Below are 12982 nucleotides of genomic sequence, written 5' to 3'. Positions count from 1 at the left end.
TACGGAGCCGTCTGTCATGGGCCACTACAAGTCGAATCTTCGCGACATCGAGTTCAACCTCTTCGAGGTACTCGGCCGCGACAAGGCGTACGGCAGCGGCCCGTTCGCAGAGATGGACGTCGAGACCGCGAAGAGCGTCCTGTCGGAGCTCACCCGCCTCTCGGAGAACGAGCTGGCCGCGTCCTTCGCGGACACCGACCGCACCCCGCCGGTCTTCGACCCGGAGACCAACACCGCGCCGGTGCCGGCCGCGTTCAGGAAGAGCTACCAGGCGTACATGGACGCCGAGTGGTGGCGTCTGGGCATCCCGGAGGAGATCGGCGGCACCACCTCGCCGCGCTCGCTGATCTGGGCGTACGCGGAGGCCATCCTCGGCTCCAACCCCGCGATCTGGATGTACGCCTCCGGCCCTGCATTCGCCGGCATCCTCTTCGAGGAGGGCACGGAGCAGCAGAAGCACATCGCGAAGATCGCGGTGGAGAAGCAGTGGGGCTCCACCATGGTCCTCACCGAGCCGGACGCCGGCTCGGACGTGGGCGCCGGCCGCACCAAGGCCGTGCAGCAGGAGGACGGCTCCTGGCACATCGAGGGCGTGAAGCGCTTCATCACCTCCGGTGAGCACGACATGTCGGAGAACATCCTCCACTACATCCTCGCCCGCCCCGAGGGCCACGGCCCGGGCACCAAGGGCCTCTCGCTCTTCCTCGTGCCGAAGCACGAGTTCGACTTCGAGACCGGCGAGCTGGGCGAGCGCAACGGCGTCTACGCCACCAACGTCGAGCACAAGATGGGCCTGAAGGCCTCCAACACCTGCGAGATGACCTTCGGCGACAAGCACCCCGCCAAGGGCTGGCTCATCGGCGAGAAGCACGACGGCATCCGCCAGATGTTCCGCATCATCGAGTTCGCCCGGATGATGGTCGGCACGAAGGCCATCGCCACCCTCTCCACCGGCTATCTCAACGCCCTGGAGTACGCCAAGGAGCGCGTGCAGGGCCCGGACCTGGCCGCCTTCACCGACAAGGCCGCGCCCAAGGTCACCATCACGCACCACCCCGACGTGCGCCGCGCGCTGATGACGCAGAAGGCGTACGCGGAGGGCATGCGCGCCCTCGTCCTCTACACGGCCACGGTCCAGGACGAGATCATGGTCAAGGAGGCCGCGGGCGAGGACGCCAAGGCGCTGCACGGCCTCAACGACCTGCTGCTGCCGATCGTCAAGGGCTACGGCTCCGAGAAGTCCTACGAGCAGCTGGCCCAGTCGCTGCAGACCTTCGGCGGCTCCGGGTACCTGCAGGAGTACCCGATCGAGCAGTACATCCGCGACGCGAAGATCGACACCCTCTACGAGGGCACCACGGCCATCCAGGGCCAGGACTTCTTCTTCCGGAAGATCGTCCGCGACCAGGGCCAGGCGCTGACCACCCTCTCCGAGGAGATCAAGAAGTTCCTCGCCGAGGCCGCCGGCGGCGAGGACCTGGCCGAGGCCCGCGAGCAGCTCGCCAAGGCCGCGGTCGACCTGGAGGGGATCGTCGGCGCGATGCTGACCGACCTCGCCGCCACCGAGCAGGACGTGAAGTCCATCTACAAGGTGGGCCTCAACACCACCCGCCTGCTGATGGCTTCGGGTGACGTCGTCGTCGCCTACCTGCTCCTCAAGGGCGCCGCGGTGGCCGCCGGGAAGCTGCCCTCCGCCTCCTCCAAGGACAAGGCCTTCTACCAGGGCAAGGTGGCCGCGGCGAAGTTCTTCGCCCGCACCGTGCTGCCGGCCCTGGCCGTCGAGCGGACGCTGGCCGAGTCGGTCGACCAGTCGCTGATGGAGCTGGACGAGGCCGCGTTCTAACCACGCGCGGACACTGTCGAACGGGCAAGGGCCGGGCGCCGAAAGGCCGCCCGGCCCTTGCCCTGATCCTTATCCTGAGGCCATGAGCTCTGCGCACCGCTTCGACCGCGGCCACACCGATGACCTGATGTCCTACCTCGCCGCAAGCCCGTCCCCGTACCACGCGGTGGCCAACGCCGCCGAGCGGCTGGAGAAGGCGGGTTTCCGCCAGGTCGCGGAGACGGAGGCGTGGGACGCCGCGGCCGGCGGCAGGTTCGTGCTGCGGGGCGGCGCGCTCATCGCGTGGTACGTGCCGGAGGGGGCCACCCCGGCCACCCCGTTCCGGATCGTCGGCGCGCACACCGACTCCCCCAACCTGCGCGTCAAGCCGCTGCCCGACACCGGCGCGCAGGGCTGGCGGCAGGTGGCCGTGGAGATCTACGGCGGCACGCTGCTCAACACCTGGCTCGACCGCGACCTCGGCCTGTCCGGCCGTATTACTCTGCGTGATGGGGGCACCTCCCAGACGAAGTCTGGGGGAGGCAGCCACCGGCTCGTCCACGTCGACCGCCCGCTGCTGCGCGTGCCCCAACTGGCCGTGCATCTCGACCGGTCGGTCAACCAGGAAGGCCTCAAGCTCGACAAGCAGCGTCACATGACCCCGATCTGGGGTCTGGGCGAGGTGGCCGAGGGCGATCTGATCCGCTTCGTCGCCGAGGAGGCCGGCGTCGACGCGCAGGAGATCGGCGGCTGGGACCTGATGGTCCACAGCGTGGAGGCCCCCGCCTACCTCGGCCGCGACCGCGAACTGGTCGCCGGGCCGCGGATGGACAACCTGCTGTCCGTCCACGCCGGCCTCGCCGCGCTCATCGCCGCGGCCGGCTCGTCCTCGCTGCCCTGCATCCCGGTGCTCGCCGCCTTCGACCACGAGGAGAACGGCAGCCAGTCCGACACCGGTGCGGAAGGGCCGCTGCTCGGCAACGTCCTGGAACGCTCGGTCCTGGCGCGCGGCGGCACGTTCGAGGACCGGGCGCGGGCGCTCGCCGGTTCGGTCTGCCTGTCCTCCGACACCGGTCACGCCGTGCACCCCAACTACTCCGAGCGGCACGAGCCCGGGCACCACCCGCTGCCCAACAAGGGCCCGATCCTCAAGGTCAACGTCAACCAGCGGTACGCCACGGACGGCAGCGGCCGGGCCGTCTTCGCCGCGGCCTGCGAACGCGCCGGCGTGCCGTGGCAGCACTTCGTCTCCAACAACTCCGTCGCCTGCGGCACCACCATCGGCCCCATCACGGCCGCGCGGCACGGCATCCACACCGTCGACATCGGCGTGGCCATCCTCTCCATGCACTCCGCGCGCGAACTGTGCGGCGCGGAGGATCCGCACCTGCTCGCATCCGCACTGACGGCCTTCCTCGAAGGCTGAGGGGAACGCACCATGACCACGCGCACCGCGCGCAGGGCGGCCGCCGCCGCTGCGCTTGCCGCTGTGACCGCCCTGTCCCTCACCGCCTGCGGCGGCGGCAGCAAGGACGGTTCGGACACCGCCAAGGGCGACGCCGCGGAGCAGTCGGCGAGCCCCGACGACGAGGGCAGCGACGGCGGTGACGAGGCGGACGACGACGCCAAGTCGTCGCCGCAGGCGACCGGGGACGCGTGCACCCCGGCGCAGATGAAGGTGGAGGCGAAGGCGGTTCGATCGCCCGTGAACCACGTGCTGCTGGTCGCCACCAACACCGGCAAGAAGGAGTGCACCGCGTACGGTTTCCCCTTCCTCCGCTTCGACCAGGACCAGGCGACGGCCGGGGTGACGGAGGAGAGCAAGCCGGGGGCGGCGCTGAAGGTGGCGCCGGGGAAGGCGGTGTACGCCGGGGTGACGGCGTCGGCCGCGGATGCCTCCGGCGGCAAGGGGCGGGACGTGAAGAAGCTGTCGGTGTCCTTCCAGACGCCGAACGGGGATCCGGTGGACGGGGATCCGTCCGTTCCCGCCCTGCCGGGCGGGGCGCTGCACGTGGACGACTCGGCGAAGGGGACTTACTGGGTGGAGAGCGAGGGTGCGGCGCTGAAGTGGTGACGGGGCGGGCCGCAGGCCGCAGGCCTACGCCATACCCGCCAGCACCAGCGGCAACCGCCCCGCGCCCCCGGCAACGACCCGTACCGGCACCCCCCAGTCCTGCTGGTGCATGTGGCACGCCGGGTATTCGTTCTCCGGGTCGTCGTCGCACGACGCCGCCATCGCGGAGACGTGCAGCACGCCCTCCGTCACCCCGTCCGCAAGCACCAGGTCGCGCTGCAGGTCCGTGCCCGCACCCGCGCCCTCCGCCAGGAGTTCCGGCGGGGTGGCGGAGACGAGCAGCCGTGTGGACGGGCCGTAGCGCGTGTCCAGCTTCTGGCCCGCCGGGGCCTGGAAGACGACGTCGAGGTGCAGGCGCCCCGGCGCGATGTCCGTCGCGGCCCGCTGTGTGCGGTGCGCCACCGCCTCGACGCGGACCGCCTCCTCCGGCAGCCGCAGCCGGGTCAGCCGGTGCCGGGCGGACTCCACGACGACGATGTCGTCGCCGACGAGCACCGCGTCCGACGGCTCCCGCAAGTCGGTGGCCAGCGTGGTGACTTCGCCCGTGGCGGGGTCGTAGCGGCGCAGCGCGTGGTTGTACGTGTCCGCGACGGCCACCGAGCCGTCCGGCAGGGCGGTGACGCCCAGCGGGTGCTGGAACAGCGCCTGCGCGGCGTCCCCGTCCCGGTGCCCGAAGTCGAAGAGGCCGGTGCCGACGGCCGTCCGTACGGCGAAGCCGTCGCCGTCGCGCTCGACGTACCGCAGCGCGGACGTCTCCGAGTCGGCCAGCCACAGCCGGTCCCCGGCCGCGGCCAGTCCGGACGGCTGGGCGAACCAGGCCTCGTCCGCGGGCCCGTCCACCAGGCCCTCGTTGGTGGTGCCGGCCGCGACGGCGACGGTCCCGGTCGCGGGGTCGTACGTCCACAGCTGGTGGACGCCGGCCATGGCGATCCAGACGCGGTCCGCCCACCAGGCCACGTCCCAGGGGGACGAGAGCGCGACCTCGCGGGCGGGCCCGGAGGTCGGCTGCCCCTGCATCCACTGCCGGCCGGTCCCTGCGACGGTCACGACCTCGCCCGTCTCCGGGTCGTACGTGCGCAGCGCGTGGTTGACCGTGTCGGCCACGAGGACCTTGCCGTCCGGCAGCAGCGCGAGCCCCTGCGGCTCGCTGAAGCTCTCCGGCCCGAAGCCGCGCTCGCCGCTGCCGATGCGGCGCACGACGGTCTCGCCGTCGGCCTCCAGCTCGACGAGCTGGTGCCGGGTGGAGTCGGAGACCAGGAAGGTGCCGGCGGGCAGCACGACCGCCTTGCCCGGGAAGCGCAGGTCCGTGGCCTGCGGCTCGGGCGCCACGTAGGGGCCGTCGCCGCGCCGCAGGGTGCCCTTGGCGGCGTGCTCGGTCTCCAGTTCCTCGACCAGCGCGGCCAGCGCGTGGGCGTGGCCCTCGCCCGCGTGCTGCGCGACGACGTAGCCCTCGGGGTCGATCACGACCAGGGTCGGCCAGGCCCGCACCGCGTACTGCTTCCAGGTCGCCAGCTCGGGGTCGTCCAGGACGGGGTGGTGCACCTCGTAGCGCTCGACGGCGTCGACAACGGCCTGGTGATCGGCCTCGTGGACGAACTTCGGCGAGTGGACGCCGATGATCACCACGGTGTCGCGGTGCTTCTCCTCCAGCTCGCGGAGCTCGTCCAGGACGTGCAGGCAGTTCACGCAGCAGAACGTCCAGAAGTCGAGGATGACGATGCGGCCTCGGAGGTCGGCCAGGCTCAGGGCGTTGCCGCCGGTGTTGAGCCAGCCGCCTTTGCCGGTCGGTTCGGGGGCGCGGACGCGTGCACGGTTTGCCATGCCTTCATCCAACAGCACGGAAGCGGAATCGCTTCCCCCCGAATCATTAACGTCCGATGACGCGGTCCTTCAGCGCCGGGAAGTCCGCCCGCGTCTTCGCCACCGTCGCCAGGTCGAGGTCCACCGTCAGGACCTCCTCGTCCTCGCCCGCCTCCGCGAGGACCGTGCCCCAGGGGTCGACCACCATGCTGTGGCCCGCCTGCTGCACGTCCGCATGGGTGCCCGCGGTGCCGCACGCCAGGACGTAGCACTGGTCCTCGACCGCGCGGGCGCGGGCGAACAGCCTCCAGTGCTCGCGGCGGCGGGCCGGCCAGCCCGCGGGGACGACGAGGATCTCGGCGCCCGCGTCGGTCAGGGCGCGGAAGAGTTCGGGGAAGCGGAGGTCGTAGCAGGTCGCCAGGCCGAGCGTGGCCTCCGGCGTGGGGACGGTGACGATCTCGCTGCCGGCGCTCATCAGGACCGCCTCACCGCGGTCGAAGCCGAAGCGGTGGATCTTGCGGTAGGTGCGGGCGAGTTCGCCGTCGGGGGAGAAGACGAGGGAGGTGTTGTAGAGCGAACCGTCGGGGGCCTTCTCGACGATCGAGCCCGCGTGCAGCCAGACGCCCGTGTCGCGGGCGGCCCGCGACATCGCCTCGGCCGTGGGGCCGTCGAGGCTTTCGGCCTCCGCCGCGAAGGACTCGTACGCGAACGCGCCCACGGTCCACAGTTCGGGGAGCACCACCAGGTCGCTGCCGTGCCGGGCCCGCACGAGCTCCGCGGCACGTTCGCGGCGTGCCGCCACGGATTCGGCCGGATCGACCTTCATCTGCATCACGGAGGCGCGCACCGTACCCACCATTCCTCTGCCGAGTTGACCGTGCGCAGCGTAACTTAACGGGAGAGCACCCAGACAGCACTTGCCCCGCCCGCGCTCCAGTACCGCCGAGGGATCCACGTGACCGTGCACCCGAGTCTTCAGCCCGCCATCGACGCCTGGACCCACTCCATCGAAGCCGTCGGCGACTTGGTGAAACCGCTCGCCGAGAACGACTGGAACCTGCGCACCGAATGCCCGGGGTGGTCCGTGCGCGACGTGGTGTCGCACATCATCGGCGTCGAATGCGAAATGCTGGGAGAACCACGGCCCATTCACACCCTGCCGCGCGATCTGTACCACGTCACCGACGAGTTCTCGCGGTACATCGAGGTGCAGGTCGACGTGCGGCGCTGCCACACGGCGCTGGAGATGACCTCCGAGCTGGAGTACACGGTCATCCGGCGGGCGCGGCAGCTGCGCAACGAGATGCGTTCGCCGAATGCGGTGGTGCGCTGGCCGCTCGGCAGCGGCAACGAGGCGAGTCTCGAACGGACGTTGACGACACGGGCCTTCGACGTGTGGGTGCACGAGCAGGATCTGCGCAGGGCGCTCGGTGTGCCGGGGAATCTGGACTCCCCGGGTGCGCTGCTCGCGCGGGACTTCCTGCTGCGGGCGCTGCCGAAGGTGGTGGCCGAGGAGGCGGAGGCGAAGCCGGGTTCGACGATCGCCCTCGACGTGCACGGCGCGGTGGAGTTCCTGCAGACGGTGCGGGTCGGCCCGCAGGGCAGGGCCACGATCGACAGCAGCATCGCCCTGGGGCCGACGGTGGGGTTCGCAATGGACTGGGAGCTGTTCGTCCGGCTGGCGTGCGGCCGGGTGCGGGCCGAGGCCGTCGCCGACCGCATCAAGGTGGAGGGCGATCAGGCGCTGGCGGCCGCGATCCTGCGGGAGTTCGCGGTCACGCCGTGAGCGGACCGCCCCCTCACGCCGGTACGTGCACCGTCTCCACGCGCGAGGCCACGATGCGCTCGCGTTCGCGCTGCCGGGCCCGGCCGCGCAGGCGCAGGATCCGGTAGAGGCCCAGCGCCTGGAGGACGAACACCGAGGAGAAGGCGGCCCGGTAGTCCTCGCCGGTGGCGTCCAGCAGGATGCCCACCGCCAGCAGGGTGGTGATCGAGGCGGTGAATCCGCCCATGTTGACGATGCCGGAGGCGGTGCCCTGGCGCTCGGGCGGGTTGGCGGGCCGGGCGAAGTCGAAGCCGATCATCGAGGCCGGTCCGCAGGCCCCCAGCACCGAGCACAGCGTCACCAGCAGCCACATGGGCGCGTGCCCCGGCCAGGCCAGAACGGCCGCCCACAGCAGGACCGTTGCCGCGACCGTGCCGAGGGCGAGCGGCAGCCGGGCCGCGTGGTGGCGGCCGATGACCTGCCCGTAGACGAGGCCGACGGCCATGTTCACCAGCACCACCAGCGTCAGCAGCATCCCGGCCGTGCCCCGCGAGAGCCCCTCGGCCTCCACCAGGAACGGCAGCCCCCACAGCAGCAGGAACACCATCGCCGGGAACTGCGTGGTGAAGTGCACCCACAGGCCCAGCCGGGTCCCCGGTTCGCGCCAGGCCAGCGCGATCTGCCGGCGTACGAACCCCTTGCCCGCCGGGGGACCGGCCGGCGGCTCGTGGCCCTCGGGGTGGTCCTTGAGGAACAGCAGCATCAGCACGAGGACGAGCACGCCCGCGGCCGCGCTGCCGGCGAAGGTGGCGGTCCAGCCCGCGCTGTGCAGCAGCCGTGCGAGGACGACGGTCGAGACGAGGTTGCCCGCCATCCCGAACAGCGCGGCGACCTGCGCGATCATCGGCCCGTGCCGGGCGGGGAACCAGCGCGCGCCCAGCCGCAGCACGCTGATGAACGTCATCGCGTCGCCGCAGCCGAGCAGCGCCCTGCAGGCCAGGGCGGCGGCGTACGAGTGCGAGAGCGCGAAGCCGAACTGGCCTGCGGTGAACAGGACGACGCCGAGGGCCAGCACCTTCTTGGTGCCCAGCCGGTCGACCATCACGCCGACGGGGATCTGCATGCCCGCGTAGACGAGCAGCTGGAGGATGGAGAAGGTGGACAGGGCCGAGGAGTTGATGTGGAAGCGGGCTGCCGCGTCGATGCCGGCGACGCCCAGGCTCGTGCGGAAGATGATGGCGACGAAGTAGACCGCGACGCCGATTCCCCAGACCGTCAGCGCCCGGCGACCGCCCGGGGGGTCGCCGGGCAGGGATATGGAGCCGGTGCCGCCGCCCGCACCCGTGCGCGTGCTCATCGGGCCTCTCCGCGGGCGAGGTTGCCCACCCAGCCGACGTGCCGGTCGACGACCCGGATCGCGGCCTCGGCGTCGCCGGCGCGCAGCGCGTCGAGGATCTCGGTGTGCTCGGCGATGTTCTTGGCGATGCGGTCGGGGTGCGCGTGCATCACGGCCTCGCCCATCCGCAGCTGGCGGTCGCGGAGCTGTTCGTACAGGCCCGACAGGATCCGGTTGCCCGCGCTGCGCACGATCTCGGCGTGGAAGGCGCGGTCGCTGACGGAGACGGCGGCCAGGTCGCCCGCGGCGGCCTGGGTGCGCATGTCGTCGACGAGCTCCTCCAGGCGCGCGACGAGCGCGGGCGGGGCGGGGACGGCCTTGGCGGCCGCGTGCTTCTCGACGAGCAGCCGGGTCTCCACCACATCCGCGATCTCCTGTGCGGACACGGGCAGCACGAGGGCCCCCTTCTTCGGGTAGAGCTTGAGCAGCCCCTCGGCCTCCAGCCGCAGCAGCGCCTCGCGCACGGGTGTCCTCGACACCCCCACGGCCTCGGCCAGATCACCTTCGGTGAGCAGCGTGCCGCCTTCGTAACGGCGGTGCAGGACGGCGTCCTTGACGTGCGTGTAGACGCGTTCGGCGGCGGGGGGACGTCTGACGGCGGCGGTGACGGGCGACATGCGCACAGCATAGATACAACAAGGATGCGTGGTCAGAGCGTGTCCGGAATATGGGCGGCGCATGGGGTGGCGCCGTGCGCCCCTAGATACCCGCCCACCCCTCCAGCGGCGTGATGAACACGAACCGCAGATCGGGCCGCTGTATCGGCAGCAGCACATGCGACGTCACCCGCACCTCCGCCCCGCCGTGGTACGGCAGGCGCAGCCGGAAGACATGCCCGTCCCGGTGCTCGACGACGTCGTACTCCTCGGCCCAGATGCGCCGGCAGTCCGCGTCGGCGGCGAGGATCTCCCGGACGAGGCCGTGCAGTTCGGTGTTGCCGGGGTTGCTGTTGGAGGCGACGCGCAGCATGGCGAGGTAGACGCGCGCACAGCTGTCCTCCCAGTCGAGCATCTGCTCCCGCGCCTCGGGGTCCAGCAGCGTCCAGCGCATCAGATTCGCCTCGGGCCGCAGCGCCCACGGGAACCACTCGCCCATGAGGGAGTTGGCCGCGACGATGTTCCAGGCGCCGTCGGACAGATAGGCGGGATAGGAGACCTGCTGTTCCAGCAGCGCCTGGACACCCGGCGGCAAATCCCGGCGGCAGCGGCCGAATTCCGGAGGGCGCCGGCCGGTGACGGCCACGAAGAGCGTCAGCGTTTCGGCATCACTCAGCCGCAGCGCCTCGGCGACGCGCAGCAGAAAATTCTCCGAGAAGTCCTGGCGCCTTCCGGCCTCCAGCGCCCGGTACCAGCCCTCGCTCACGCCGGTCATGCGGGCCACGTGTTTCTGCGACAGCCGCCGCCCCGGCCGGGGAAAGACCCCGCGCAGCTCGGGCAGGTTCCGGGCGTCGACACGGGCCCGCCAGGCGCGGAGCAGACGGCTGATGGATTCCCCGCCGTCACGGTCCACCGCGGGCTCCAATGCGGCCTCCAATTCCGACACTGCAAGTGTCGGTCTTCCTCGGTTAATTTGCCCGCACGGGCTGTTCCCGCATCTGACCAGTGTGGGTTCCCGTAGGCCGCTCCGCATGCGGACGAGGGGCCCGGATGCCGCACTCTCTCCTCACTGGAGGGGGGGTGAGGAGAGAGTATCCGGGCCCCTTGTCCTGTACTGATCAGCCCCAGGTCATGAGGCGCTTCGGGCGCTCCAGGACCGCCGCGACGTCGGCGAGGACCCTGGAGCCGAGCTCGCCGTCGACGAGGCGGTGGTCGAAGGACAGCGCCAGGGTGGTGACGTGGCGGGGCTTGATCCGGCCCTTGTGGACCCACGGCTGGAGCTTGATCGCGCCGAGGGCGAGGATCGCGGACTCGCCGGGGTTGAGGATGGGCGTGCCGGTGTCGACGCCGAAGACGCCGACGTTGGTGATCGTGACCGTGCCGCCCTGCATGTCCGCCGGGCTCGTCCTCCCCTCGCGGGCGGTGGCCACCAGGTCGGCCAGGGCGCGGGACAGCTCGGGGAGCGTCTTGGCCTGGGCCTCCTTGATGTTGGGCACGATCAGGCCGCGCGGGGTGGCGGCGGCGATGCCGAGGTTGACGTAGTCCTTGCGGACGATCTCCTGGTTGGCCTCGTCCCAGGCGGCGTTGACGTCGGGGTTGCGCCTGATCGCCACGAGCAGGGCCTTGGCGACCAGCAGCAGCGGGTTGACCCGCAGACCGGCCATCTCGGGGTCGGCCTTGAGCTCCTGGACGAGCTTCATGGTGCGGGTGACGTCGACGGTGACGAACTCGGTGACGTGCGGGGCGGTGAACGCTGAGGCCACCATGGCCTGCGCGGTCGCCTTGCGCACCCCCTTGACCGGGATCCGGGTCTCGCGTGCCGCGGACGCGGGTGCCTCGGCGGGGGCCGCCTCCACGGCCGGTGCCGCGGCGGGCCGGGCGGCGGCGTGCACGTCCTCGCGGGTGACGATCCCGTCGGGCCCGGTCGGGGTCACGGTCGCCAGGTCGATGCCCAGGTCCTTGGCGAGCTTGCGCACCGGAGGCTTGGCCAACGGCCGCGCGGCCACCGGGGCCGCCACGGGGGCGGGTGCCACGGGGGCGGGCGCCACAGCCGCAGCCGTCCCGGCGTGCCCGTTCAGCTCGGCCTGCACCGCGGCGGCGACCGAGGCGGAGCCGGCGGAGCCGGCCGCCTTGCGCGGGCGGCGCTTCGTCGAGGACGGCGCGGCCCCGTAGCCGACGAGCACGGCCTGCCGGCCGGCCGGCTCCGGCTCCTCCGCGGCCGGAGCGGCGGCCTGTGCGGGAGCCGTGGGAGCCTCGGCGGGCCCCGCCTGGGGGTCGGTGTCCACCGAGATGATCACCTTGCCGACGTCGACCGTCGTGCCCTCCGGGAAGCGCAGTTCGTGGACCACGCCGTCGAAGGGGACGGGCAGTTCGACGGCCGCCTTGGCCGTCTCGACCTCGCACACCACGTCACCGTCGGAGACCGTGTCCCCCACGTTCACGTACCACTTGAGGATCTCGGCCTCGGTGAGCCCCTCGCCCACGTCCGGCATCTTGAACTCGCGGAAACGCTGATTGCTGGCAGTCATCGTCACGAATCTCCTCGGCCCTAGTACGCCAGTGCGCGGTCGACGGCGTCGAGCACCCGGTCCAGTCCGGGCAGGTACTCGTCCTCCAGCCGCGACGGCGGGTACGGCGCGTGGTAGCCGCCGACCCGCAGGACGGGGGCCTCCAGGTGGTAGAAGCAGCGCTCGGTGATCCGGGCGGCGATCTCCGCGCCGGATCCGAAGAAGACCGGGGCCTCGTGGACCACGACCAGGCGGCGCGTGCGCTCCACGGACGCCTGGATGCCGTCGAAGTCGACCGGTGAGATCGACCGCAGGTCCAGCACCTCCAGGGACTTGCCCTCCTCCTCGGCCGCCGCCGCGGCCTCCAGGCAGGTCTTGACCATCGGCCCGTACGCGGCCAGCGTCAGGTCCGTGCCGGAGCGCAGGGTGCGCGCGGCGTGCAGCGGGCCCGGGATGGCCTCCGTGTCGACCTCGGCGCGGTCGTGGTAGCGGCGCTTGGGCTCGAAGTAGATGACCGGGTCGTCGCTCTGGATGGCCTGCTGCATCATCCAGTACGCGTCCGCCGCGTTGGACGGCGACACGACCTTCAGACCGGCCACGTGCGCGAACAGCGCCTCCGGCGACTCGCTGTGGTGCTCCACCGCACCGATCGCACCGCCGTAGGGGATGCGGATGACGACCGGCAGCTTGATCTTGCCCAGGGCGCGGGCGTGCATCTTCGCCAGCTGCGTGACGATCTGGTCGTAGGCCGGGAAGACGAAACCGTCGAACTGGATCTCCACCACCGGGCGGTAGCCCCGCAGCGCAAGACCGATCGCGGTGCCGACGATGCCCGACTCCGCGAGCGGGGTGTCGATCACCCGGTCCTCGCCGAAGTCCTTCTGCAGGCCGTCGGTGACCCGGAAGACGCCGCCGAGCTTGCCGACGTCCTCGCCCATGACGAGGACCTTCGGGTCCGTCTCCAGGGCGGTGCGCAGGGAGGCGTTGATCGCCTTGGCGATCGAGAGCTTCTCGATGCTCAT

11 protein-coding genes are annotated in these 12982 nt (G+C 71.5%); 4 read left to right on the top strand and 7 right to left on the bottom strand.

The genetic code is table 11. From position 1 onward, the window contains the following. Positions 1 to 16 precede the first annotated feature (16 nt). From ACLHRZ_RS15575 to ACLHRZ_RS15565, 3 genes are all read left to right on the top strand, one after another. Positions 17 to 1843 (top strand): acyl-CoA dehydrogenase, encoded by a 1827-nt coding sequence (locus ACLHRZ_RS15575; RefSeq protein ID WP_490419016.1) that lies wholly within the window; start codon positions 17 to 19, stop codon positions 1841 to 1843. 82 nt (positions 1844 to 1925) lie between these two features. Continuing rightward, positions 1926 to 3248: a M18 family aminopeptidase gene (locus tag ACLHRZ_RS15570; protein WP_490419015.1), complete on the top strand. Its 1323-nt coding sequence runs from the start codon at positions 1926 to 1928 to the stop codon at positions 3246 to 3248. 12 nt (positions 3249 to 3260) lie between these two features. Next, positions 3261 to 3896: a DUF4232 domain-containing protein gene (locus ACLHRZ_RS15565; RefSeq protein ID WP_490419014.1), complete on the top strand. Its 636-nt coding sequence runs from the start codon at positions 3261 to 3263 to the stop codon at positions 3894 to 3896. Between the two features lie 24 nt (positions 3897 to 3920). Here the strand turns inward: ACLHRZ_RS15565 and ACLHRZ_RS15560 are convergent, their stop codons facing one another. Together ACLHRZ_RS15560 and ACLHRZ_RS15555 are read right to left on the bottom strand one after the other, a co-directional pair. Beyond that, entirely contained in the window at positions 3921 to 5717 is a 1797-nt protein-coding gene (locus ACLHRZ_RS15560; RefSeq protein WP_490419013.1) for an NHL domain-containing thioredoxin family protein, read from the bottom strand. 46 nt (positions 5718 to 5763) lie between these two features. Then, a complete protein-coding gene (locus tag ACLHRZ_RS15555; protein ID WP_490419012.1) occupies positions 5764 to 6543 on the bottom strand; it encodes a carbon-nitrogen family hydrolase in 780 nt (259 codons plus the stop codon). A gap of 108 nt (positions 6544 to 6651) precedes the next feature. On the opposite strand from ACLHRZ_RS15555, the gene ACLHRZ_RS15550 reads away from it, so the two are divergent. Further along, on the top strand, positions 6652 to 7482 hold the full coding sequence (locus ACLHRZ_RS15550; protein WP_490419011.1) for a maleylpyruvate isomerase family mycothiol-dependent enzyme: 831 nt from the start codon (positions 6652 to 6654) through the stop codon (positions 7480 to 7482). Positions 7483 to 7495: 13 nt separating this feature from the next. On the opposite strand, the gene ACLHRZ_RS15545 is transcribed toward ACLHRZ_RS15550, so the two are convergent. From ACLHRZ_RS15545 to ACLHRZ_RS15525, 5 genes are all read right to left on the bottom strand, one after another. Then, complete coding sequence (locus tag ACLHRZ_RS15545) at positions 7496 to 8818, bottom strand: MFS transporter (RefSeq protein WP_490419010.1); 1323 nt, start codon at positions 8816 to 8818, stop codon at positions 7496 to 7498. Continuing rightward, the gene (locus tag ACLHRZ_RS15540; RefSeq protein ID WP_490419009.1) at positions 8815 to 9474 is read right to left on the bottom strand and encodes a GntR family transcriptional regulator; all 660 of its coding nucleotides are present in this window, start codon (positions 9472 to 9474) and stop codon (positions 8815 to 8817) included. Before ACLHRZ_RS15540 ends, ACLHRZ_RS15545 begins: the two co-directional genes overlap by 4 nt. Before the next feature lie 82 nt (positions 9475 to 9556). Then, positions 9557 to 10399 (bottom strand): helix-turn-helix transcriptional regulator, encoded by an 843-nt coding sequence (locus tag ACLHRZ_RS15535; protein ID WP_490419008.1) that lies wholly within the window; start codon positions 10397 to 10399, stop codon positions 9557 to 9559. Positions 10400 to 10571: 172 nt separating this feature from the next. Further along, positions 10572 to 11981 carry a dihydrolipoamide acetyltransferase family protein gene (locus tag ACLHRZ_RS15530; RefSeq protein WP_490419007.1) on the bottom strand — a complete coding sequence of 470 codons (1410 nt, stop codon included), beginning with the start codon at positions 11979 to 11981 and terminating at the stop codon, positions 10572 to 10574. Between the two features lie 20 nt (positions 11982 to 12001). Continuing rightward, the gene (locus tag ACLHRZ_RS15525; RefSeq protein WP_490419006.1) at positions 12002 to 12982 is read right to left on the bottom strand and encodes an alpha-ketoacid dehydrogenase subunit beta; all 981 of its coding nucleotides are present in this window, start codon (positions 12980 to 12982) and stop codon (positions 12002 to 12004) included.

It is taken from the genome of Streptomyces sp. AM25 (assembly GCF_058146165.1).
Note: the sequence above shows the minus strand (reverse complement) of the source record. Positions and strands in the feature narration are given on the sequence as shown.

What these genes read in the sequence shown, in the direction of transcription:
- ACLHRZ_RS15575 (WP_490419016.1), top strand. Translation starts at nt 17, where the DNA reads ATGGGCCACTACAAGTCGAATCTTCGCGACATCGAGTTCAACCTCTTC.
- ACLHRZ_RS15570 (WP_490419015.1), top strand. Translation starts at nt 1,926, where the DNA reads ATGAGCTCTGCGCACCGCTTCGACCGCGGCCACACCGATGACCTGATG.
- ACLHRZ_RS15565 (WP_490419014.1), top strand. Translation starts at nt 3,261, where the DNA reads ATGACCACGCGCACCGCGCGCAGGGCGGCCGCCGCCGCTGCGCTTGCC.
- ACLHRZ_RS15560 (WP_490419013.1), bottom strand. Translation starts at nt 5,717, where the DNA reads ATGGCAAACCGTGCACGCGTCCGCGCCCCCGAACCGACCGGCAAAGGC.
- ACLHRZ_RS15545 (WP_490419010.1), bottom strand. Translation starts at nt 8,818, where the DNA reads ATGAGCACGCGCACGGGTGCGGGCGGCGGCACCGGCTCCATATCCCTG.
- ACLHRZ_RS15540 (WP_490419009.1), bottom strand. Translation starts at nt 9,474, where the DNA reads ATGTCGCCCGTCACCGCCGCCGTCAGACGTCCCCCCGCCGCCGAACGC.
- ACLHRZ_RS15530 (WP_490419007.1), bottom strand. Translation starts at nt 11,981, where the DNA reads ATGACTGCCAGCAATCAGCGTTTCCGCGAGTTCAAGATGCCGGACGTG.
- ACLHRZ_RS15525 (WP_490419006.1), bottom strand. Translation starts at nt 12,982, where the DNA reads ATGAGCATCGAGAAGCTCTCGATCGCCAAGGCGATCAACGCCTCCCTG.